We start from the raw sequence: 23,238 nt of genomic DNA on the forward strand, positions 1-23,238 counted from the left end.
GGCTGTAATGATTAGGCGTCAGTTATTTAAATTACTCATTATTGTGACATGCCTCGTTTTTTCTTCTTTTTCATCTGCGTTAAAAGCCGATTGGAGTAATACCTTTATTGCGGGGGTTAACAATTATGATGTAAGCGGCACTATAACGTTTAATAGCGCATACTTGTACAACGCTCCCTATGATGGTTTTTTCTCTATATACAGTTCATTACCCACCCGTAATTATAACCAAGGTGGTTACTGGGCTGATTTTTTATGCGTGCCTTCTAATGGGTCAGCTCGATTCTGTCGGGCTGGAAATTATGTTGCGAGTCTACCGTCAACACGCTTGGATTTTGGTCAGTGTAAGTCTTCCAGCTCAGTGGATATTGGTCCTCCAACTTATAATAATACGCAGATTGATATAGTTCAGGGTGAGTATAAGAACGTTCTTTTAAAGGGTGAATCCGATAAAACAATTCGATTTGTAAGCCCTAATGGTGTGTACAAAATGAAATCGTTGACGGCTACCTCTGGGAGAATTGTACTGTCAGCAGGTCAGTATTGGATTGAAAACTTAGCGATAAATGATGGCGTTACTTTAGTTTTTCCTTCTACGGGTACAGTGTCATTTTTTATTAAGAATAACTATAGACATTACAACTTAAATACCATTGGACAGCCAGAAAAATTTCTCATTTATAGCTATTCAAATTTCACTCTCAATGGAGGGGCATCTCTTAAATCCTATGTTGTTGCAGAAGGAAATGCGGTGCTAGATGGTAGTTCTTATTTGGAAGGAGCTATTACTGCAAGAAATATTAGTTTAGGTGGCAACAGTAGTATTAAATTTGATGATAATGCTGCAAAGATTGATGTTGTTCCAAATTGTAATCCTGCGCCCGTTTTACAGTGCTTTAATGATCGTTTCTCTCTGGGTGCTTTAAGCAATGACTGGGTGGTTTCACGTAGTAGTGGTTCGTTTACTCCTTCGGTTGTCAGTGGTCGTATGCGCTTAACCGAGGCGAAATCGAATCAATCCACCGCCTCGACCTATCAAAGATTATTCCCAGCAGCCAATAACTTAGTCGAGATCCAGTTCGAGCACTATGCCTATGGTGGTACTGGTGCCGATGGTATCGCGGTGGTGTTATCAGATGCCGCCATTACGCCCCAGCCCGGTGCCTTTGGCGGCCCCTTAGGTTATGGATTTAAGCCCGGCATTAGCGGCTTTGCTGGCGGCTGGTTGGGTATTGGGATCGATGAGTTTGGTAACTTCTCCGGCGAAGGCGGTGACGCTGATACTAATATTGGGCAGCGGCGCCAATCCGTTGCAGTACGGGGTTCTGGTGTTGGAACATCGGGATATCGTTACTTACACGGTGCCTGTAATGATGGCAAAACAAATGTTAATAGTAATTGCTTATCGCCAACCGTTGATAGCAGTAGTAATAGTGCGACATCAAGATACAAAATCACCGTTGACTCACGGACTACGGGTCAGGCTGTGGTTAAAGTCGAACGGAATACTGGTTCCGGTTTTCAGTCCTTAATTTCTCCTTTCAACGTAGCCACAGAAAGAGGCCAAGCGGCGATTCCGAGTGATTTTTTATTGTCATTAACTGGCTCGACGGGGGATTACTATAACAATCATGAAATCGATAATATTCAAGTCTGTGCTTTAAAAGCTAACCCTATTGGCGCACAAATCGATCATTTTGAGTTTGATCATACGGGTCAAGGGCTGACTTGTAGTCCTGAAACGGTCACTATCCGAGCTTGTGCTAATGCGAACTGTAGCCAACTGTTTACCGATCCAATAACGGCCACTTTACTGCCTGACTCAACGACAGATGGCGTATGGGTTGGCGGTAACCCAGTTAGTTTCAGTAATGGAACGACACAATTGCAGCTGAGACGAAATACACCTGGAGTCACGACGTTAGGAGTCAAGGGCTCAAACCCAACGACCAAAGCCTTAAGTAAGACGCTTTGTCGTATTGGCAATAGTGCATTAAGCGAGAATAATTGTTCTCTGATTTTTGCTGATAGTGGTTTTATTTTTGACGTGCCTGATAAGGTGGCAAATAAAGCCGTTAATGTTTCAGTAAAAGCGGTTAAAAAATCGGATACCACTCAACAGTGTGTTGCCAATTTTAAAAGCCAGACTAAAAGCGTTAGTTTTTGGAGCACCTATGTGACGCCAAACTCACCTATTTCTCCGCAAGCCGTCACTATTAATAATACGGCTATTGGTAAAGTTAGTACGGCAGCAAAACCCGTCAATATTGTGTTTGATGCTAGTGGCACAGCAACCATTGCCGTGAATTACCCTGATGCAGGCAAGTTACAGTTAGATGCACAATATACTGGGACAGGCGATGAACAGGGGTTAGTGATGATAGGCTCTGACCAATTTGTCAGCGTACCTGCTGGGTTATGTGTCAAACCCGTGGACGCCAGCGCCAGTTGCCCAAGTGCGGATATGAGCTGTAATGCCTACCGTAAAGCGGGACAGAATTTCGGTATGACGGTTCAGGCAATGGCTTGGGAGAAAGATGGCGATAAGGACTTTTGCTCGGGCAACTTATCTACGCCTAACTTTAGCGATCAAGCCATGCGGCTTGCTAGTAAAGTCGTTGCGCCAAGCATTTCCAGTGGTGGCCATGATGGCGCATTAGGCGTGGCATCCTATAGCCACTCGGCACAGGCCAATAATCTCAATACCTTAACTAATCAGACGATTAGCGAAGTGGGGGTATTCCAAATTGCGGCGCAGGCGAGCCCTAATTATTTAGGGACGGCAAGCAGTTTAAATATTCCAATTGGCTATTCAGCCAATATTGGCCGTTTTGTGCCTGACAGATTTTTAGTCAGTGACATATCTGTCATACCTGCCTGTGGCGGCTTTAGCTATATGGATCAGTTGTTCCCTATGTCGATGAAGCTCAGTGCTTTAAATATCGCGGGGGATATAACGAAAAACTATTTCCCGCCATTCTCCCTGGCTACTGCCAAATTAGTGGGAGAAAACAACAATAATGGTGTCGATTTACAGAGTCGCTTAAGTGCCTTACTTATAAATGCTGATAGTTGGGATCAAGGCGTGGCGATGGTCGATGCTTCTTACCGAGCTAACTTTAGTCGGGTGACCCCAAATGTGGCGACGAATTTGTATCAAGATGGTCCTTTCGAATCATTTGATATTGGCGTGCAATTGATGGATAACGATCCTCATCCCAATAGCATTTATTCCTATGTCGCTTCGCCAGATATGGATGCGACAACGACGGGCAATTGCACTAACTGTAGTTCTAAGAAAATCAGCACTCAAATCTTGCGTCACGGCCGTGTGGTGATGGATAACACCTATGGTCCTGAGACAGAAATACTGCGTATGCCGACTCGGGCCGAATATTGGAATGGTAGCAGTTGGGTATTGAATACCAACGATAGCTGCACTTTCACCACCTATGGCCTTGCTTCTCAGGTTGATAATGCTGGTCTTGGCTACAACTTTGATCCTGACTTAGTGGCGGGGCAAAGTGTTGTACGTTCTGGCGGGACTGCAACATTCCAAGCTGGCCAATTTGAGTTGCTCTGGCAAGCTGTAACCTCAACTGGTGCGCCATACCGCGGTCAAGTGACTGCGCCCTTTGATGTGCCGACATGGCTAGAATGGTACTGGAATTGGAATGGTGTATCACCAACAGATCTTACTGATCCGCGGGCAAGTGCGTATTTTGGCCGTTATCGTGGTCATGACAGAATCATCTATTGGCGTGAGGTAAACTAATCTAAGTGATTTCAGTCATTAGATTGAACTGAGTCTTTCGTATTGATTGGGCGTCAGTTTCATTTATTGAAGGTCGATTGAAACCCTAGCGACAGATTCTAAATGCAATTTCTGAGTTTGACATTTGTTGTTGGTTTGTATGTTTCTTCGTTTTCGGTTGTCGATATTTTCGTCAATAAACAGTATTTTCCGCTTAAATACTGTTTTTTAGAGGACGATTTGAAAAAAAATCACTTCATTAGCGATTGTTAACCTCCTCGGTCTTGTGGAATCAGGGTGGCATTGATAAAGTTAGCTGATTTTTCTTTTCTTCTGACTCCACAGAATACAGGCTAGTTACATGTTTAAGAAGCTACGCGGCATTTTTTCTAATGATCTATCGATCGATTTGGGTACAGCTAACACATTAATTTATGTTCGTGGCGAAGGCATAGTGCTCAATGAGCCTTCTGTTGTTGCTATACGTGGTGAGCGTGGTGGCTCCGGTCAGAAATCTGTTGCCGCGGTCGGCACAGAAGCTAAACAAATGCTCGGCAGAACGCCTGGCAATATCCAAGCTATCCGCCCAATGAAGGACGGTGTAATCGCTGACTTTTATGTGACTGAGAAAATGCTGCAGCACTTTATCAAACAAGTGCACAACAATAGCTTTTTTCGTCCAAGTCCACGGGTTCTAGTGTGTGTGCCAGTTGGCGCCACTCAAGTTGAACGCCGTGCGATCCGTGAATCAGCCATGGGCGCTGGTGCTCGCGAAGTATATTTGATTGAAGAACCTATGGCTGCTGCGATTGGTGCGGGTTTACCTGTATCTGAAGCGACGGGTTCTATGGTAGTGGACATCGGTGGTGGTACCACTGAAGTCGCGATTATTTCGCTGAATGGCGTAGTGTATTCGTCTTCCGTCCGTATCGGTGGTGATAAGTTTGATGATGCGATCATCAACTATGTTCGCCGTAACTACGGTAGCTTAATTGGTGAAGCCACGGCTGAGCGTATCAAGCACACTATCGGTACTGCTTATCCTGGCGATGAAGTGCTAGAGATCGAAGTCCGCGGCCGTAACTTGGCTGAAGGTGTACCTCGTAGCTTTACACTGAACAGCAACGAAATTTTAGAAGCCTTACAAGAGCCATTATCTGGCATCGTAAGTGCTGTGATGGTGGCGTTAGAGCAATCTCCACCAGAATTAGCTTCAGATATTTCTGAGCGCGGTATGGTGTTAACTGGCGGTGGTGCGTTATTGCGTGATTTAGACCGTTTATTAATGCAAGAAACCGGAATTCCAGTAATGGTGGCGGACGATCCATTGACCTGCGTAGCACGCGGCGGTGGTAAAGCCCTCGAAATGATTGATATGCACGGCGGCGATCTGTTCTCCGAAGAAACCTAATTTAACTTCGGTATAGGGCGGTTAATCACCGCCTTAGCTTTCCTATGAAGCCAATTTTTGTTCGTGGTATTTCAAACCAATTCCGTCTGACACTGGCAATTATTTTGTCGGTGGCCTTGCTTGTGGCTAATCATCGCCTCGATCCTGTGCGGCAAAACCTATCCTCTGTCTTTAGTCCATTACAGTATTTAGCCAGCGTGCCCGGTGCGGCGCTTGACTGGTCATCTGAAAGTTTTGCCACCCGCAATATGCTGGCGTTGCAAAATAAAGAGCTGCTCAGGCAACAACTGTTGATGAGTGAACGCTTACAGCGTTTCGAACATTTACGCCAAGAAAATGAGCGTTTGCGGGCATTGTTAGGCTCACCCGCCTATCTGGATTCGCGCAAGATGGTGGCCGAAGTGCTAGAGGTCGCCAGCGATCCTTTCCATCACTACGTGGTGTTGAATCACGGTTCTCGTAGCGGTGTATTTGTAGGTCAGCCAGTGGTGGATGCGCAAGGTGTTGTCGGCCAAGTGGTGCAGGTCAGTGAAATGACCAGCAGGGTGCTATTGCTCTCCGACGTATCACACGGTTTACCTGTGCGTATTACCCGTAATGATGTGCGCCTTGTCGCCAATGGTACGGGTGAGCTTGATGAGATAGAACTGCGCCATGTGGCCAAGAGTACCGACATTCGTGTCGGCGATTTATTGGTGACTTCAGGCTTAGGCAATCGCTTCCCCGAAGGTTATCCCGTCGCACGGGTATTGGAAGTCTTGACTGAAGACGGCCAAAGCTATGCTCGAGTTACTGCTCAACCACTCGCAGCGTTAGATCGTATTCGTTATGTGTTGTTGATTTGGCCGTCTCCCGATTCAGGTGTGACCTTGCCAAATCAGCCCACAGCTCCTGCTGCGGATCAATCGCTTAGCGAAGAGGCATCAAAAATCGGCAGCGCAAGCCCTGCTGAAGGCACATCTGCAGAGACGACTAAGCCTGTGACGACACCCGCAGCCACTGTGGCCAAACCGGCAACGGAAACCACTCCTTCAGCGACTGAGGTGCATCGATGAGCTTTCAAGCTGCCAATGGGCGCTTTATTGTTTGGGTGACATTATTTATCGGCGTGATCAGCCAGATCATGCCTTTACCGAGTGCGGTTGATGCTTGGCGTCCCGACTGGTTGTTGATGATTGTGCTCTACTGGTCAATCGCATTACCCCATAGATACAACATCTTAACCGCTTGGGTGTTAGGCCTAGTGTTAGATATTTTATTGGGCGCTACTTTAGGCGTGCGCTCTTTAGCTATGTCTTTGGTGATTTATGTCGCCATCTTGCATTGCCAGCGATTGCGAAATTTCCCTAAATGGCAACAGTCGTTGGTGATCATGTTGCTCATTTGTATGTATCACTTAGTGATTTACTGGGTCGAGTTTGTCATGCAAGAGGCGGTGTTCGATACCGATCTATTCTTACCTGCGATTTCGGGACTCGTGATCTGGCCTTGGATATTTTGGATTCTACGTCGGGTTCGACGTCATTATAAGGTTCGCTAACTGTGGATTTAGTTTTAGCTTCAACTTCGCCACGTCGCAAAGAATTATTGGCTCACATTGGACTCGGTCGTTCTGAGTTTTGTTTCACGCAAGTGGCGCCGGATATTGATGAAACCGTGCAGCAAGGTGAAGCGCCAAGGGATTATGTACGCCGTTTAGCCGTCGAAAAAGCCCATGCTGGACTGGCATTATGCGCAGATATGTCACAGCCTGCTGTATTAGGTTCTGATACTATCGTTGTGCTTGAAAACCAAATATTAGGCAAACCGCTGGATGTGGCCGATGCTAAGCGTACGCTCAGTGAATTATCTGGCCGAACGCATACAGTGATGACCGCTGTGGCGCTGACTTACCAAGCGGATGCAGATTTAAGCTTCAAAACCTCAGTGCGCTTAGTCGAAACACAAGTGCGTTTTTGCGCTTTATCGGCCGCCGATATTGACGCTTATGTCGCTTCACAAGAGCCAATGGATAAAGCCGGTAGTTACGGTATCCAAGGACTTGGCGGTTGCTTTGTGGCTGCGATTGAAGGCAGTTATTCTGGCGTCGTGGGTTTACCTTTGGTTGAAACACGTGAGTTGTTAGCCGAGGTTGGGCTGATTTAACGCCTTGTTACTGGTATTGCGGCTTGAGGTTAGAATGAACCTTGTGGAGGTTTTAGGCTCTTAATCGAGTATCTCCATGAAGTTACCCTTAGCCTTGTTCCTTTATTCGGTTTTCATGCTTAGATAGTGGGTAACTTCTAGTTTGTAACTTCGATTAATTAATCTAGTTTCCCGAATGGGGTGAGTCGTGAATACCAGTCGCTTAAATCCAAATAAAATACAGCGCAAGATGGGTTCAGAATTACTGATCAACGTAACCCCCTCTGAGGCGCGCGTAGCCTTAGTTGAGCATGGCGTGCTGCAAGAAGTACACATTGAACGCCGCATGAAACGGGGTTTAGTTGGCAATATTTACAAAGGTAAAATCAGCCGTGTGTTGCCCGGTATGCAAGCCGCCTTTGTCGATATTGGCTTAGATAAAGCCGCTTTTCTACATGCTTCCGACATAGTGCCGCACACTGAATGCGTTGCCGATGTTGAGAAAGGTCATTTTGTTGTCCGTGATATCGCCGAATTAGTCCGTCAAGGACAAGACATTATGGTGCAAGTGGTTAAAGATCCGCTGGGCACTAAGGGCGCACGCCTGACTACCGATATCACTTTGCCTTCCCGTTATTTAGTCTTTATGCCTGGCTCTAGCCACGTTGGCGTTTCCCAGCGTATCGAGCTTGAAGAAGAACGCAGTCGCCTTAAACAAATCACTTTGCCCTATGTCGATGATGACGGTGGTTTTATTATCCGCACCGCCGCTGAAGGCGTGGGTGAGGATGAGTTATCCCAAGATGCGGCGTTTTTAAGGCGTGTTTGGTCAAAGGTCAGTGAGCGACGTAAGCGCAGCGGCGTGTCTTTGTTATATCAAGATTTAGCCTTACCCGTGCGGATTGTGCGTGACTTTGTCGGTACTGAACTTGACCGTATTCAGGTCGATTCTCGCCGTACTTTTGCCGAGTTACAGTCCTTTGCCCAAGAGTTTATGCCTGAGATTGCCGAGAAGATTGAGCATTATTCAGGGCCTGCGCCTATTTTCGATCTCTACGATGTGGAGAACGAAATTCAACGCGCGCTTGGTCGTAAGGTTGAGCTCAAGTCTGGCGGCTATTTGATTATCGATCAGACCGAAGCCATGACGACTGTGGATATCAATACCGGCGCCTTTGTCGGACACAGAAATCTTGAAGAAACCATTTTTAATACCAATCTCGAAGCGACCCAAGCCATAGCGAGGCAGTTACGTCTGCGCAATCTCGGCGGCATCATTATTATCGATTTTATCGACATGATGACGGCGGATCATAAGGCTCGGGTGCTCAGTAGCTTAACCAGTGCTTTGTCTAAAGACAGAGTGAAAACCAATGTGAGCGGTTTCTCTGGCTTAGGTTTAGTTGAAATGACCCGTAAACGAACTCGTGAGAGCTTAGAGCACGTGGTTTGCGGCGAATGCCCCGCCTGCCATGGCACGGGCAGCATGAAGACGGTGGAGACGGTTTCTTATGAGGTATTTCGCGAAATCATCCGCTTAAATCGCGCCTATGATGCCGATGAATTCCTGTTGTACTGTTCGCCTGCCGTGTATCAAAGCTTACATACCGATGAAAATCATCTGATTGCTGAGCTTGAGGTTTATATCGGTAAGCGTATCCGTTTGCAAAATGAGCCTATGTACTCACAGAACAAATACGATGTGGTGATGATGTAGTGGCAGCACCTTTTACTGCAAAAAAACTAAGTCGTTTTTGTTGGCAATTTATCGCGTTAATCTTAGTGCTATTTGCGCTTGCAGTGAGTTTGATCCGTGGCTTATTGCCGCAGGTTGATGGGGTGCGCCAGCAACTGGTTGATTACGTAAAAAACGAATATAAAGTTGATGTGCAAGTGGGGGAATTATCCGCTCACTGGCAAGCGTTTGGTCCGGCAATTAACATAGATAATTTAGTGATCCCGCCGCAGGAGCAGCTACCTGTCACCCTGATTATTAAGAATGTGCAAGTGAAGTTAGATTTTTGGCAATCGCTGCTGACCTTCACGCCGCGTATCGAAGATGTCAATTTTGATGGTGTCCATATCGCGTTAAACATGGACAAGCTGACCGAAAATAATCCTGCCGCAACCAATAAAGCGCCGCAAGTTGATTGGCTCTATGCATTATTGCTCAAGCAACTCGACAGATTTTCGTTAACCCATGCCACAGTGCAGCTGCTCAGCTTGCGCCAAGAGTTTCGCCCGATCCATATTCGCCAGCTAAATTGGCGCAATAACGGCGAGCGTCACCGCGGTGCAGGGGAACTGTATCTTGATGATAATGCCTCTGAGCATGAATCTCTGGGATTACAGTTAGATCTCAATGGCGATGGCGCGAATCCCGACAGCTTAACGGGGCAGATTTATCTGGCGGCGAACTCATTAGACTTAGGTGAGTGGGCATCGCGTCAGCCTAATCCCTATGATGCGAGCAAAAAATTACCCTTAGAAGGGGTCGTTAATCTTAAGGCTTGGTTTACGTTTGCCGATCGCAGCATCAGTTCTGCCATGGTTCATTTTGAGCCGAGCTGGTTGCAATGGACCTTAAAGGAAGTGCCACAACGATTTGAAATCCAAGCGGGTGATATCGTTTGGCAGCCAAAGGATTCAGGCTGGAAAGTACAGAGCTCAGGGCTTGAATTTGTCACTAACGGTGAGCATTGGCCGCAGTTAATGCTGGCGGCTAAGCGTCAACATGACGAATTCTTTGCCTATGTGAATCAAGTTAACACTCAAAACCTATTACCCCTGTTACCGCTATTCCCCGGAGTCGATAAAGCCATATTACATCAATGGCATGCTTTATCGCCTGAAGCCAGTATTGGGCCCATTCGACTGTATCAAAAGGCCGATCAGCCTTTGCTCGCTACTTCTGAGGTGAAACAGTTACATTGGCAGAAGGTCGACGGTATCCCCAATACTCATCCTTTAGATCTGAACTTACATTGGCAAGACAAGACGCTGTATTTCTCTTTGCCTGCACAAGTTTATAGCGTGGATTTTGGGGATGAATTTTCGGCGCCACTCGTCTTTAACGGTGCGGCAATTGATGGTCAGTTCAATACTGCAGAGTTGAGTTTAAACGTGCCGCAGTTGCAGCTTGAGAACGATGACATAGGCTTAGATGCTGCGCTTAAATTGGATTTCAGTGCTGCGGCGCATATGGCGCTGGCCGCTAATGTTCATATCAATAATGTCGCCAATGCCGACAAGTATTTCCCCAATAAGGCGATGGGCGAATCGCTGGCTGAATATTTGGATACAGGACTTAAAGCGGGTCAGACTCAAGATGCACAGGTCGTTTGGCGTGGTCCGTTAAACGGTTTCCCCTTCGATGACAATAGCGGCGTGTTTCAAGCGGCATTTACTTTAACGGATGCCCAATTCCAGTTTCAACCCGATTGGCCTGCGGTCACAGACTTATCCCTTAATGCTTTGTTTGAAAATGCTCGTATGGATCTTTGGCTCAACCAAGGCAAGCTAATGAACGTGGATGCCACGGGGGCCCATGTATTTATTCCCGCGATTGGCGAACACACTCTGCTGAGGATTGAAGCCGAACTTGCCACCCAAGGCAGCGCGGCGACTAAGGTGTTGCAAGCCTCACCTTTGGCGGGTTCAGTGGGTAAAACCTTAGATGTCGTGCAAGTACAAGGCGCTGTGACTGGTAATTTGGATATCAGTATTCCGCTGTATGACGGAGGCGCAGAAGATATTCGTGGTCAAATTAGTTTTGATAACACGCCCGTGTATATTGCCCAGCCCGGATTGCAGCTCAATGGCGTAACGGGTATCGTCGACTTTGCAAATGAGGTGGTGACAGGTAAAGGGATTAAAGCGCGTTTGTTCGAACAGCCGCTCAACTTAACCTTTGATACTCAGCCTAAAGGCAAAGATTTTAGCCTTAATCTTTCACTCAAAAGTCGTTGGGATCTGAATCGTCTCCCCGAAGCATTGCATAATCCTTTGAGTGATTTCTATCAGGGTAAAATCAGTTGGGACGGCGCTATGACTATGCTGTTTACTGAAAAAGGTTATCAAATTCAAGCCAAAGTAACTTCGGATATGGTTGGCACTCAACTGTCATTCCCGGGATATTTTGCCAAACCCGAAGATGAGCCGCGGCCTTTAGTCGCTGAGTTTATTGGCGATCAAAATGATGCGACCTTAGATGTCAAACTGGCGAGTCATGCCGAGTTTATCGGTGGGTTTGATGCTGAAAAAGGTGCTAATTTCAGTTATTTTGATTTGTTATTGGGGCGTTTATTCGATGAGGATGAAGCCCGAAATACTGAGAAAGGTCATATTCAAATTGACCTTGGTAAGGCGAAACTAGCCGACTGGTTACCTGTGATTAATGCCTTTGTTGGCCAAGAGAAATTACCTAAAACCGGCATCCTCGTCGACGATATCGCCCATGACAGTTTATTCCCTGCGGTGGCGAGTATCGATTCCCATATTGGCCGCCTCGACCTTTTAGGACAACAGCTGACCGAGCTTAGGCTCAATGCGAAACCCAATGAAACGGGCTGGCGTTTTAATACCGTTGCCAACGAATTTGACGGCTGGGTCGATTTCTATCCCAACTGGCGAACCCAAGGCCTCAAAGTTGTGGCGAGCAAATTCTATTTTTCACCCGAGGTTAAGTCGGATACCGATGCCGATTTTGCCAGTGATCAAGTGCTCACTAACCTGCCACCCGTGGCCGTGAATGTGGAGGATTTTCGTTTCTTCGATAAGCCTTTTGGCAAGCTAGTCTTGCAGGCGAGCCCCCAAGCGGCAGGCTATAAAATCCAAACGTTGTCGTTGACTACGCCCAATGTCAATTTGCAGGGCAGTGGCATTTGGCAGCAACAGGCAGGGCAGAATAAAACTGATTTGAGTGTTGAATTGAACGCCACTCAGTTTAATTATCTCTCGGCTCAGTTGGGCATAGATCCCGGCGTCAATGAAGCGCCATTAAAGGTTAACGCGGATTTATCTTGGCAAGGTGCGCCTTATGCTTTCTCCCTTGAAACCTTAAATGGCAAGGTGAAGTTCGACTTAGGCAAAGGGCATTTATCTCAGGTGAGTGATAAGGGCGCACGCATTTTCTCCCTGTTCAGCTTAGATTCTCTGGTGCGTAAACTGTCGCTGGATTTCACCGATGTCTTCGGTCAGGGGATGTATTTCAACTCCTTCAATGGCAATCTGCAAATTGATAATGGCGTGGTGAAAACCACTGATACCGAAATGGATGCGATTGCGGGCAATATGAAGGTCCGTGGCTATACGGATCTCACCACTGAAAGTTTGAATTACGATATCCGCTTTGTGCCACAATTGGCCTCGAGCGTACCGACAGTGGTATTGCTCAGTACCAGTGCCTGGACGCTCGGTCTGGGCGCATTTGCCCTGACAAAAGTGCTTGAGCCTGTGATTGAAGTAATTTCAGAAATTCGTTTTCGGGTGACCGGCACTATGGCTGAACCTGTGGTTGAAGAGCTGGAACGTAAGAGTAAAGAGATTGAAATTCCTGAGGCTATTCTACCTGTTGTCGGAGTTGAGCGCCCAGCGGCGCCAACCGAAGCCGCAAGTCATAATACCGATATCACTCAGCCGGTAGAAGCGAAATCGACCGAAGCTCAATCAACAGCAGCTAAGCCAACTGAAACTAAGTTAACTGAAGCTCAGTCAACTGAAGTCAAACCAAGCGACGCTAAATCTGAGCCACAGCTTCAAGAAGCACAATCAGAAGCGCTTGAGCCACAAGCAGTTAAGCCTCAAGAGGCCAGAACTGAAGAATCAAAGTCAGAAGAGCCAAAGCCAGCCACAGATCAAATTAAAGCGCCCGATTTAAAGTTAGTGCAACCTCAAGCAACGCCTTCGCCTGAAGCGCCGAACATGCCTGCCACACCAGAGAATCAGCCAGCAGTAGAACCGATTAAGCAAATTCAGGGAGATCAGAATGCACATCAGCCTGTTGCAATGTCAGAGCAGTCGCGACGTCAGCGCCAATCTGCTGTTTATCGAATCGCAGCTTAACGAACTCAAACGGGATGCCGATGCGCCCCATTTAGTCGTGTTGCCCGAATGCAGTTTACTGTTTGGTGGCCACGAAAGTCAGCAACTCGCCTATGCGGGTGATGCTCATCAGAGTCCGCTCAAGTCGGCGTTAAGTGCATTGGCAGCCAAATATCAGGTCTTTATGGTGGCTGGCACTATTCCGGCGTTGGCTGAGGATGGCCGCGTGTATAGCCGCAGTTATCTGTTTGATGATAAAGGTGATACTTTAGGGTATTACGATAAGCTGCATCTCTTTGATGTGGATGTTGCCGATGGTACAAAACAATATCGTGAGAGCGAAACCTTCTGCCCCGGTGATCACATTAGCGTTATCGATACACCTTTTGGCAAAATTGGCCTAGCCATCTGTTATGATTTACGCTTTCCCGACTTATTTAGGGCGATGCGTCTTGCGGGTGCTGAGATCATTACCTTGCCGTCGGCCTTCACTAAAGTTACCGGTGAAGCCCATTGGCAAGTATTGCTACAGGCAAGAGCCATTGAAACCCAATGCGTTATTCTTGCTGCAGCTCAGTGGGGACAGCATAACGAAGGCAGTCGTGAAACCTGGGGGCAGAGCATGATAGTCGGTCCTTGGGGCAACATTTTGGCCGAACGTAAAATGGGTACGGGTTGGGTGCAGGCTGAGGTCGATTTAACCGAACTGCACAGTATTCGCCGTAAAATGCCCGTGATGCAGCATAATCGTTTCCTTGAGCCAAGCTTGAAATAACCGCCCGCACTGGCGAGCGGCAATACCGAATTAGACAGCGATTTACGTACAGAATTAGTACCGCGAATTTACACTCAGAATATCAAGATCCCTTGGGGTCAAAGAGAGCATAGATGCCATTTTTAGCACAAGTAGAGCAAAGTTTATTGAAGAATGGGTTAGCGTTAGAGGGTCTGCAAACCTATCTAAACACCATACATCAGCACAAAATCGATTATTCCGATCTCTATTTTCAAGGTAGTCGCCACGAGTCTTGGGTGCTGGAGGACGGCATCATTAAAGACGGTAGTTTCCATATCGAACGCGGTGTGGGCGTGCGTGCGATCAGCGGTGAAAAAACCGGTTTCGCCTATGCCGATGATATTACGCCAGCAGCCCTAAGCGCTGCCGCTCAGGCCGCACGCGGCATTGCCAGTGCCGGTGAGCAAACTCAGGTTCAAGCCTTTAAACGTCAAAAAGCCTTGGCATTATACGACAGCTTAGATCCGATTGCGGCGATGGAAGAAGTCAAAAAAATCAATCTGCTGAAAGAAGCCGATGCCTTTATTCGCAGTTTAGATAGCCGCATTATTCAAGTCGTTGTTAGTCTTGCGGGCGTGCACGAAGAAATCCTTATCGCTGCTAGCGATGGTACTTTAGCGGCAGATATTCGCCCTTTAGTGCGCTTTAACTGTAGCGTGATCTTAGAAGAAAACGGTAAACGTGAACGTGGCGGCGCCGGTGGCGGTGGTCGTCATGACTACGGCGTGTTGATGGCAAGCGATGACACTGGTTTACCTATGTGCTTCGCCTTTGCCCGTGAAGCCGTGCGTCAAGCGCAGGTCAATCTTAATGCTATCGATGCACCAGCGGGCGAAATGCCCGTGGTGTTAGGCAATGGCTGGCCGGGCGTATTACTCCATGAAGCAGTTGGACATGGTTTAGAGGGCGACTTTAACCGTAAGGGCAGCAGTGCTTTCAGCGGTAAAATGGGTCAGTTAGTCGCCTCTAAGTTAGTGACTGTGGTAGATGATGGCACCTTGCCTAATCGTCGCGGTTCACTCAGCATCGACGATGAAGGTGTGCCGACTCAAAGAACCGTATTGATTGAAGACGGTATTTTAAAGGGTTACATCCAAGACAAACTCAATGCTCGTTTGATGGGCGTTGCGCCAACGGGGAACGGTCGTCGCGAATCTTACGCGCATTTACCTATGCCACGTATGACTAACACCTATATGACGGCGGGTGAGTCGGATCCAAGTGAGATCATCAAGTCAGTCAAGAAAGGCATTTACGCCCCGAACTTTGGCGGTGGTCAAGTTGATATCACTTCGGGTAAGTTTGTGTTTTCCGCATCCGAAGCCTATTTGATTGAAAATGGTGAAGTCACACAAGCCATTAAGGGCGCCACTTTAATCGGTAACGGCCCTGAGGCCATGAGTCAGATCTCTATGGTCGGTAACGATATGGCTTTAGATCAAGGTGTTGGCGTTTGCGGTAAAGACGGTCAAAGTGTCCCTGTAGGCGTAGGCCAACCTACCTTGAAGTTAGATCGTTTAACTGTGGGTGGTACGGCTTAGTATTCGTTGAGCTTGTAGATGCGCGATGGCGATAAGCGTGGTAACTGGCAAAGCTTTGTTCGGCTTCATGCTCATATTGAAATTTATGCTCATGTTCATGCTTAAGCGCATGAGCATGTTGAGCGCCAAGGAGCAAAACTGAGATAAATCGCCTTAGTCGCTCGGTCGAAGAGTACTAGGTTCGATCCTCTGTGATCGTCCTTCTAGCCGCTTACCATGATGGATGTTATCATTCGCAAAGGAAATTAGAGTAACTACTCTAGAGGTGTTAATGAAACTATCACGTGTGGCTTGGCTGTGTTTACTGCCCTTGCCTTGTTTATTGCCTTTGGCTGGCCATGCCCAGCCCACGAGCTTCACCGACGCTTGGCAACAAGTGCTGAAGGTGAGCGACAAGTTGCAAGCGCAATCCCAGGAAGTTAATCGCGCTAAAGGTGAAGAAGAGGCGGGCGAGAGCTTAAATCTGCCCTCCTTGAGCCTTAATGGCAGTTATACCCACCTCGAAAAACCGATTGAACTGGATCTTCGGGATCTCAATCCCTTAGCCTCCCTTGATCCCGCGACTTTACCTCCAGCCCTTGGCGGAGCTCTGGCGAGTATTCCGGGGTCAATGTTTGTTACGCCTTTTACTGAGCAAGATATCTTCCGCGCGAGCTTACAAGCCATGTGGCCGATTTATACGGGCGGGCAGATCACTGCAGCCCAAGGTATACACGCGGCTATGGTGGCTGAGAAGCAACAAGAGTTACAGCTTGCCACCCGTGATTTATTTACCCTGCTGGTGGACAGATATTACGCTGTTGATGTCACGCTGGCATTGGTGAACACCCAAACCGATCTTGTCGGCTCTTTAACTAAGCATGTTGATCATGCGCTAGCGTTAGAGCGAGAAGGGCAAATCGCTAAGGTTGAGCGCCTCAATGCGCAGGTCGCCTTAGACAATGCCAAAGTCAATTTAGGCAGCGCTCGCCGTCAACACGAAATGGCAGTTATTGCCCTGTCGCGCATGCTGCAGCAAAGCGATGTTGGCACTGAGTCACCTTTATTTGTCTTGCCGCATGCGCCGTCTTTAGGTCAGCTCACTCAAGTGACGCTGAGCCAACATCCTGCGCTTAAATTGCTCGAAGCGAAGGAAGCGCAGGCCAATGGCTTGGTTTCATTAGAACAGGGTAAGTATTACCCCACAGTATTCCTCTTTGGTAATTACACACTTTACGAAGATGACAGCCTGTTTTCTCAGGTAGAGCCCGATTGGATGGTCGGTGTCGGCGTTAAAGTGCCCATTCTCAGCCGCGACGGTCGCAGTGGTAAGGTCGAAGCCGCCAAGAGTGCACTCTTGCAGGCCCGTTATACCAAGGCACAAACGCGGCAAGACTTGAGTCTGTTACTGGACCAAAGCTATCGCCAGTTATTACAGGCCGAAGAAGAAGTGAAGGCGCTCGATACCTCACTCGAACTCGCCACCGAAAACCTGCGCCTGCGAGAAATCGCTTTTAATCAAGGGCTTTCAACTTCTATCGACAGAGTCGATGCCGAGCTGAAACTCAGCGCAGTTAAAACTCAACAACTGGCCGCCCGTTATCGTTATGTGCAAGCCTATGCCAGATTAATGGCCATCAGTGGTCAATTAGATGAATTTATCGGTCGTACCATAGCCCTTACCCAAGTGCAGGAGACAAACAATGCGCGCTAACAGAATACTTGCCCTTGTGGCGTTGGTCGCATTAAGCCTTATCTTGGCCTATGGCCTCAAGCTGGCTTACAGTCCGCAGCCGAGCCTGTTGCAGGGCCAGATTGAAGCCCGCGAATACAATGTCTCCTCTAAGGTGCCAGGCCGTGTTGAGCAAGTGCTGGTGCGCCGTGGTGACAGTGTGGCCGAAGGTGATTTGCTGTTCGCCATCAACAGCCCTGAGTTGGATGCTAAGTTGATGCAAGCCGAAGGTGGCCGCGATGCCGCTAAAGCGATGCAGCTTGAAGCTAACAACGGTGCCCGTAGCCAAGAAGTGATGGCGGCCAAAGAGCAATGGCTCAAGGCACAGGCAGCTGCAACGCTGGCTAAAACCACTTATACTCGCGTCGAAAATCTCTTCAACGAAGGTGTGGCCGCAAGACAAAAACGCGATGAAGCCTTTACCCAATGGCAAGCGGCGAAATACACAGAGCAAGCGGCGTTAGCCATGTATCAAATGGCACAGGAAGGCGCGCGGGTCGAAACCAAAGCCGCTGCCGCAGGTAACGCCCGTATGGCCGAAGGTGCGGTAAAAGAAGTCAACGCCATTATGCAAGATAGCCAAATGCGTGCGCCTAAGTCGGGTGAAATCAGCGACGTGCTATTGCAGGCAGGTGAATTAGCGCCGAGCGGTTTTCCTATTGTGAGCCTGATTGATATGCAGGATTCATGGGCCGTGTTCCAAGTGCGCGAAGATCAACTTAAGCGCTTCAAGCAAGGTCAAAAAGTTCAGCTGAATATTCCCGCGCTCGGGCAAGATGTGGAATTTACTGTGTCCCATATCAGCGTCATGGGCGACTTTGCCACGTGGCGCTCGACCGAAAGTGGCCACGATTTTGATATGCGCACTTTCGAGATGGAATTGCGTCCAAGCCAGCCGATTGCTGATCTGCGTGTCGGCATGTCTGTGCTGCTGCGCAGTGAGTAAAAGCCGTGACTGAACGCACGCCCAACGCCAATACGGTCGACAAGACTAAGAGTGACTCACAGCCATTGAGCAGAAGCTTTATGGCCTTGCTCATTGCGTTAATTCGCCGTGAGCTTAGTGCCCTGTGGCGCGATCCTTGGCAGTTGGCGCTGATCAGTTATATTCCGCTGATCGGGATTTTCTGCCTGTGGTGGCTGTTCAGTGCCGGCTTACCAAGGCAACTGCCGGTGGCGATTGTCGATCAAGACCACAGTCAATTAAGCCGTATGCTGACCCGTCAGCTGAAGGCAAATCCTGTGACAGAGCCACAGAATTTCACCGATTTAGCCGCGGCCGTGTCGGCGATGCAGCAGGCGAAAGTCTACGCTATCGTGGTCTTTCCCTATGATATGAAAAAAAATTTGCTCACTGGCCACAAGCCCACCATAGATGTGCGCTACAACAGCCAATTTTTGCTGGTGGGTAAGTTACTCTCAAGCCAAATTCAGCTGAGTCTGGGTGACGGCTTGTTGCAAGTAGCGGGCTTAAAACAGCTCGCCAACGGTACACCTAAATCCCAAGTGGCAGTCAATTTAAGCCCAATCAAAAGCCAAACAACGGCTTTGTTTAACCGAAATAACAACTATATAGGCTTCTTAGTGCCGCCAGTGCTCGTTGCGCTGTGGCAATTATTATCTATGTTGGTCATGGCCAACAGCTTAAATCGAGAGCTGCATTTAGCGCCCACGACTCAGGTCAATGGCATATCGAATACCTTAACCGAGCATTTTTGGCCTAAGGTGCTGGCGAAATTGGTGTTGTTTACGCCGATATTGATGCTGCAGGGCGGCTTTATTTTAACTTGGCTGTACTTGTATCTCGCGTTGCCGATGGCGGGCAGTTTAGCCCTATTGCTGTTAGCACAATTAGTGATGTTGCTGGCAGTATGGAGTGTGGTGTTATTAATCTTTGTGGTAATGCGTGACAGTGCGCGGGTCATCAGTTTTTGCACCGCTTTATTTGCGCCCGCCTTTGCCTTTATGGGGATCACTTTCCCCACCCATGATATGCCGCAGTTGGCGCAGTGGTGGCGATTGATAATGCCATCGAGCCACTATATTGAGTCCCATGTGAGCGTCGTCAGTTACGGCGCCGCTTGGCCGAATGTGGCGAGCCAGCTCAGCGGTTATTGGGGCTTTATCTGTTTACTGCCTTTGATATATTTGTTATCGCGTAAATTACTGCCCATCACGATCACCGCCAATACTATCGTGACAGCATATGACTCGGACGCAGCCTTACCTGCGAAGGGGCAATAGGATGAACATGTGGCGACTGATGTTAACTGAACTTAAGGCCATTATTAGCGATAAAGCGATCGCAGTGACCTTGTTTGGTGGCGTGCTGTTTTATTCGATTTTGTATCCTTTACCCTATTTAAACCAAGTACCGACCGAGCAACAGCTGATCGTGGTGGACTTAGACCATTCCTCCTTAAGCCGCCAGTTGATCCGCCATGCCGGCGCTAGTGCAAAAATCCAAGTCATAGGCCAAGTCGGTTCGATTACCGAGGCGAAGCGTTTTATTGAGACGCGCAAGGCCCACGGCTTACTGGTGATCCCAGAAGGTTTCCGCCGTGACTTAATGCTGGGTAAGGGAGTGACGTTAAGTTATGGCGGTGATGCCAGTTATTTCCTGATTTACTCCGCGGTTGTCGAAGGCTTAGTGAGCGCGGGTATGGACGCGGGTAAGCAAGTGCAATTGATTGGCATGTTGGCCCAAGGCACAAATCCTAAACAGGCTGAGCAGAGTGTCAACTCAATTCATCTCAATAGCGTGCCCGCCTTTAACCCAAGCCTAGGTTATACGCCCTATGTAGTACCAGGACTATTTTTGCTGATCTTGCATCAAACCTTGCTCATAGGCACAGGTATTTTAGGGGCAGGGCAATGGCGCCAGAAAGGCTATTGGCAGCAGGTCTCGCCCGTACAACTTTTATGTGGGCGAATACTCGCCTTCATGTTGATTTATCTCTTCTTTACCAGCTTTTACGTCGGCTATTGTTATCACTGGTATCACGTCAGCATTCAGGCAAGTCTGGGTGTTGTCGCGTTATGGTTGTTACCTTTTTTATTGGCTACCGCCGCCGCAGGGGTTGCCATGAGCACCTTGTTTACCCGCCGCGATTTACCGACCCAAGTGCTGTTGTTGATTTCAATGCCGATCCTATTCGTGTCTGGTTTTGTCTGGCCGATAGCGCTCATTCCGGAACCACTGGTTTTAGGTTCGCAGTTTATCCCTGCCGTTCCCGCAATTATGGGCATGCTAGAGCTGAATCAAATGGGCGCGACTTGGGCGAGTGTAATGCCAAAATGGCTACAACTCTGGGGCTTATTTGCGGTTTTCTTTGGCTTAGCGATCTTGGGTATAAAGCGCAGAGCGAGATTGTTGGCTGAAGCTAATCAGCTTTGATGGGACTCGCGGGACAGAGCATCTCGCGAGTGTTTACAGGTCTTGTACTTTACAGGGGCAGTTTAGGTACTTCTGCAATTAATCTTTAGAAGTAGAGACTTTCAACAATTTTACCATCCACGAGCATATCGCACTTATCGCCTGAGCTCGATTTAGTCGCTTGAATGACGCCGGCAATCGCGCCAAATGCGCCACCTTGGCTGCTGAGCACTGAGCCGAAATAGCATTGGCTAGAAATCTTGAAATCCTTGTATTTGCCGCTCAAATGTTGAGTAGGAGTGTAAGGAGGGAAAGTGCCTTTCATAACAGAGTCGCCATTCACTGAGAGTGAAATGTTTTTTCGTTCTGTATCAAAACTGCCACCAAAAACTAAGTTAATACCATCGATTTCAACAGTTTTTTCTTGAGCGATAATAGGTGGTTTTGCGGCACAGGCGGCGAGAAAACAGCTGCCAATGGCCAGAGAGATTAAAGTAATTTTACGCATTTCATCTTCCTTTTGATGCGATAAAACAAATGAAGCAGTCGCTTCGCAAATTAAACGGCCCCTGTTTAATTTTTTGCCGAACGATTATATCTATATCTGCTTCATTTCCAATAACAAATTTAATACAAATGAACAATTATCTTGTATTGAGCTTGTCCTTCGGTATGTCATCAGTCTTACTCTTGTATTCCTGTCGCGTGTTTCAGTGTTTAAACTGCTTTAAGCCATCTTTATCCTTGTCTGTTCCGTTAATTTAACTTTCATCGCGCAGATAGCCAGCAAAGTGCCCTTGTTGGGTTGTCTTCTAGCGGGTTTTGGGGGAGAATGCGCGCCGAAAAAATGGCCGAGGTACTCAGTATCTCGGTTATTTTTATTTAGAGAGTATGCGTTTTAAAACAATTGAGGCCGGTAAACATCCGGAAATGATATGAGGTTCGGCTGAACCTATTTTAATGAGGACAAATTAATGGGGCTGTTGTGCGCCGAATTTTCGGTCATTGCCGTAAATCAAGTTGTTGAGTTAGCCATTAAGCCTAAAGTGCTGATGGTGAGTCACATGCCAAAACCAATTGCAGATGCACGGTTAGTTGTTCAACCCTGTTCAATAGGGGCGTGCTCATGAGTCAACATAAACCGGGTTTGAAGCAGACCCTAAATTTATGGCAAGTGGTAGTGATGGGGCTCGCCTATCTCACGCCTATGGCTGTTTTTGACACCTTTGGTATTGTTTCTGAGATTACCTCTGGCCATGTGGCTACGTCCTATCTATTCGCACTGGCGGGAATTTTGTTTACCGCGTTCAGTTACGGCCACTTAGTGCGTAAATATCCCTATGCGGGGTCAGCCTACACTTACGCCCAGAAAACTTTTAGTCCGAATGTCGGTTTTATGGTGGGCTGGTCGTCGCTCCTTGATTATATGTTTATGCCAATGATCAACATGTTGCTGGCAAAAATCTATTTAACTGCCATGTTCCCCACTGTCGAACCTTGGATCTTCATTTTCGCACTCGTGACCATAATGACCCTGCTCAATCTTAAAGGGATTGATCTGGTGGCTAACTTTAATGGGGTGATAGTGTTTGTGCAAATCGCCATTATCCTCGTGTTTATTGGTCTAATGGCCTATAGCATTTCCCTTGGTGAAGGCGAAGGTGCGATTGCAAGCGTGCGACCATTTTATGCCGATAATATGGCGATTGTGCCGTTATTTACTGGCGCCACTATTCTGTGTTTTTCCTTCCTCGGCTTTGATGGTTTGAGCTCGCTGACCGAAGAAACGAAGGATGCTCAACGTGTTATTCCTCGCGCGATTGTGTTGACCGCCTTGATTGGTGGGGTGATTTTTGTCGGCGTGTCTTATTTCCTTCAGCTTTATTTCCCCGATATTTCCCGCTTCAAGGAGCTTGATGCGGTATTACCCGAAATCGCACTCTACGTTGGAGGAAACCTATTCCAGTCCATCGTATTAGTGGCGACTACAGTGGCGGTGTTAGCATCTGGCATGGCTGCCCATGCTGGGGTTGCACGGATTTTGTATGTGATGGGACGGGACAACATGCTGCCACGTAAAGGGTTTGCTTATATCCACCCTAAGTGGCGCACCCCTGCATTTAATGTTTTGTTGGTGGGGGCATTGGCGCTGTCTGCGGTATCATTTGATTTGGAAATGGCCTTAGCCTTAGTTAATTTTGGCGCCTTAGTGGCATTCACCTTCGTGAACTTAGCCGTCATTGTGCAGTTTTATGTGAGGGAGCGACGTAATCAATCCTTTAAGGATCATCTGCAATACTTAGTATTGCCCCTGTGTGGCGCTGGCACTATTGGGGTACTTTGGGCGAACTTAGAGCCACAGTCTTTAGAATTGGGATTGATTTGGGCTGCAGTGGGAGCCTTATATCTAGCCCTGCGTAGCTTACGTTTACGCCGAGCAGTAGAGTTACACAATTAGTTGCAGCATAGGATTGTAGAGTCGC

15 protein-coding genes are annotated in these 23,238 nt (G+C 47.8%); 14 read left to right on the plus strand and 1 reads right to left on the minus strand.

Translation table 11 applies throughout. The features are described 5' to 3' along the window. The first annotated feature begins 7 nt into the window (after positions 1 to 7). The 13 genes from KV201_RS12445 to KV201_RS12505 all read left to right on the plus strand — a co-directional run bounded on the left by KV201_RS12445 (position 8) and on the right by KV201_RS12505 (position 20,776). A complete protein-coding gene (locus tag KV201_RS12445) occupies positions 8 to 3,775 on the plus strand; it encodes a DUF6701 domain-containing protein (protein WP_226059529.1) in 3,768 nt (1,255 codons plus the stop codon). Between the two features lie 340 nt (positions 3,776 to 4,115). Beyond that, positions 4,116 to 5,165: a rod shape-determining protein gene (locus tag KV201_RS12450; RefSeq protein WP_006083256.1), complete on the plus strand. Its 1,050-nt coding sequence runs from the start codon at positions 4,116 to 4,118 to the stop codon at positions 5,163 to 5,165. Between the two features lie 44 nt (positions 5,166 to 5,209). Next, positions 5,210 to 6,220, plus strand: coding sequence for a rod shape-determining protein MreC (mreC, locus tag KV201_RS12455; protein WP_226059499.1), 1,011 nt, complete (start codon positions 5,210 to 5,212; stop codon positions 6,218 to 6,220). Then, complete coding sequence (gene mreD / locus KV201_RS12460; RefSeq protein ID WP_226059500.1) at positions 6,217 to 6,705, plus strand: rod shape-determining protein MreD; 489 nt, start codon at positions 6,217 to 6,219, stop codon at positions 6,703 to 6,705. The genes mreC and mreD overlap by 4 nt, the downstream gene beginning before the upstream one ends. 2 nt (positions 6,706 to 6,707) lie before the next feature. Then, positions 6,708 to 7,310 (plus strand): nucleoside triphosphate pyrophosphatase, encoded by a 603-nt coding sequence (locus KV201_RS12465; RefSeq protein WP_226059501.1) that lies wholly within the window; start codon positions 6,708 to 6,710, stop codon positions 7,308 to 7,310. A 229-nt stretch (positions 7,311 to 7,539) separates the two neighbouring features. Next, positions 7,540 to 9,006, plus strand: a complete 1,467-nt coding sequence (rng, locus tag KV201_RS12470; RefSeq protein ID WP_198555671.1) for a ribonuclease G — start codon at positions 7,540 to 7,542, stop codon at positions 9,004 to 9,006. Then, a complete protein-coding gene (locus tag KV201_RS12475; RefSeq protein ID WP_226059502.1) occupies positions 9,006 to 13,352 on the plus strand; it encodes a YhdP family protein in 4,347 nt (1,448 codons plus the stop codon). Before rng ends, KV201_RS12475 begins: the two co-directional genes overlap by 1 nt. Beyond that, entirely contained in the window at positions 13,276 to 14,106 is an 831-nt protein-coding gene (locus tag KV201_RS12480; protein WP_226059503.1) for a carbon-nitrogen hydrolase family protein, read from the plus strand. The genes KV201_RS12475 and KV201_RS12480 overlap by 77 nt, the downstream gene beginning before the upstream one ends. A gap of 113 nt (positions 14,107 to 14,219) precedes the next feature. Continuing rightward, complete coding sequence (tldD, locus tag KV201_RS12485; RefSeq protein WP_006083249.1) at positions 14,220 to 15,668, plus strand: metalloprotease TldD; 1,449 nt, start codon at positions 14,220 to 14,222, stop codon at positions 15,666 to 15,668. A 271-nt stretch (positions 15,669 to 15,939) separates the two neighbouring features. Further along, positions 15,940 to 17,361 (plus strand): TolC family protein, encoded by a 1,422-nt coding sequence (locus KV201_RS12490; RefSeq protein ID WP_107946452.1) that lies wholly within the window; start codon positions 15,940 to 15,942, stop codon positions 17,359 to 17,361. Beyond that, positions 17,351 to 18,325, plus strand: a complete 975-nt coding sequence (locus KV201_RS12495; RefSeq protein WP_226059504.1) for an HlyD family secretion protein — start codon at positions 17,351 to 17,353, stop codon at positions 18,323 to 18,325. Before KV201_RS12490 ends, KV201_RS12495 begins: the two co-directional genes overlap by 11 nt. 80 nt (positions 18,326 to 18,405) lie before the next feature. Next, complete coding sequence (locus KV201_RS12500; RefSeq protein ID WP_226059530.1) at positions 18,406 to 19,623, plus strand: ABC transporter permease; 1,218 nt, start codon at positions 18,406 to 18,408, stop codon at positions 19,621 to 19,623. 1 nt (position 19,624) lies between these two features. Then, positions 19,625 to 20,776, plus strand: coding sequence for an ABC transporter permease (locus KV201_RS12505; RefSeq protein WP_226059505.1), 1,152 nt, complete (start codon positions 19,625 to 19,627; stop codon positions 20,774 to 20,776). A gap of 85 nt (positions 20,777 to 20,861) precedes the next feature. Here KV201_RS12505 and KV201_RS12510 read toward each other — a convergent pair whose 3' ends face one another. Further along, positions 20,862 to 21,263: a hypothetical protein gene (locus KV201_RS12510; protein ID WP_006083244.1), complete on the minus strand. Its 402-nt coding sequence runs from the start codon at positions 21,261 to 21,263 to the stop codon at positions 20,862 to 20,864. Positions 21,264 to 21,881: 618 nt separating this feature from the next. Between KV201_RS12510 and KV201_RS12515 the strand changes: the two genes are divergently transcribed. Next, entirely contained in the window at positions 21,882 to 23,213 is a 1,332-nt protein-coding gene (locus KV201_RS12515) for an APC family permease (RefSeq protein WP_226059506.1), read from the plus strand. Positions 23,214 to 23,238: the final 25 nt, after the last annotated feature.

Source organism: Shewanella sp. SR1, from assembly GCF_020447145.1.
GTDB classification, from domain to species: Bacteria; Pseudomonadota; Gammaproteobacteria; order Enterobacterales; family Shewanellaceae; genus Shewanella; species Shewanella baltica.

Coding starts and splice junctions, on each gene's coding strand:
- KV201_RS12445 (WP_226059529.1), top strand. CDS start 8: ATGATTAGGCGTCAGTTATTTAAATTACTCATTATTGTGACATGCCTC.
- KV201_RS12450 (WP_006083256.1), top strand. CDS start 4,116: ATGTTTAAGAAGCTACGCGGCATTTTTTCTAATGATCTATCGATCGAT.
- mreC (WP_226059499.1), top strand. CDS start 5,210: ATGAAGCCAATTTTTGTTCGTGGTATTTCAAACCAATTCCGTCTGACA.
- mreD (WP_226059500.1), top strand. CDS start 6,217: ATGAGCTTTCAAGCTGCCAATGGGCGCTTTATTGTTTGGGTGACATTA.
- rng (WP_198555671.1), top strand. CDS start 7,540: ATGGGTTCAGAATTACTGATCAACGTAACCCCCTCTGAGGCGCGCGTA.
- KV201_RS12480 (WP_226059503.1), top strand. CDS start 13,276: ATGCACATCAGCCTGTTGCAATGTCAGAGCAGTCGCGACGTCAGCGCC.
- tldD (WP_006083249.1), top strand. CDS start 14,220: ATGCCATTTTTAGCACAAGTAGAGCAAAGTTTATTGAAGAATGGGTTA.
- KV201_RS12490 (WP_107946452.1), top strand. CDS start 15,940: ATGAAACTATCACGTGTGGCTTGGCTGTGTTTACTGCCCTTGCCTTGT.
- KV201_RS12495 (WP_226059504.1), top strand. CDS start 17,351: ATGCGCGCTAACAGAATACTTGCCCTTGTGGCGTTGGTCGCATTAAGC.
- KV201_RS12500 (WP_226059530.1), top strand. CDS start 18,406: ATGGCCTTGCTCATTGCGTTAATTCGCCGTGAGCTTAGTGCCCTGTGG.
- KV201_RS12505 (WP_226059505.1), top strand. CDS start 19,625: ATGAACATGTGGCGACTGATGTTAACTGAACTTAAGGCCATTATTAGC.
- KV201_RS12510 (WP_006083244.1), bottom strand. CDS start 21,263: ATGCGTAAAATTACTTTAATCTCTCTGGCCATTGGCAGCTGTTTTCTC.
- KV201_RS12515 (WP_226059506.1), top strand. CDS start 21,882: ATGAGTCAACATAAACCGGGTTTGAAGCAGACCCTAAATTTATGGCAA.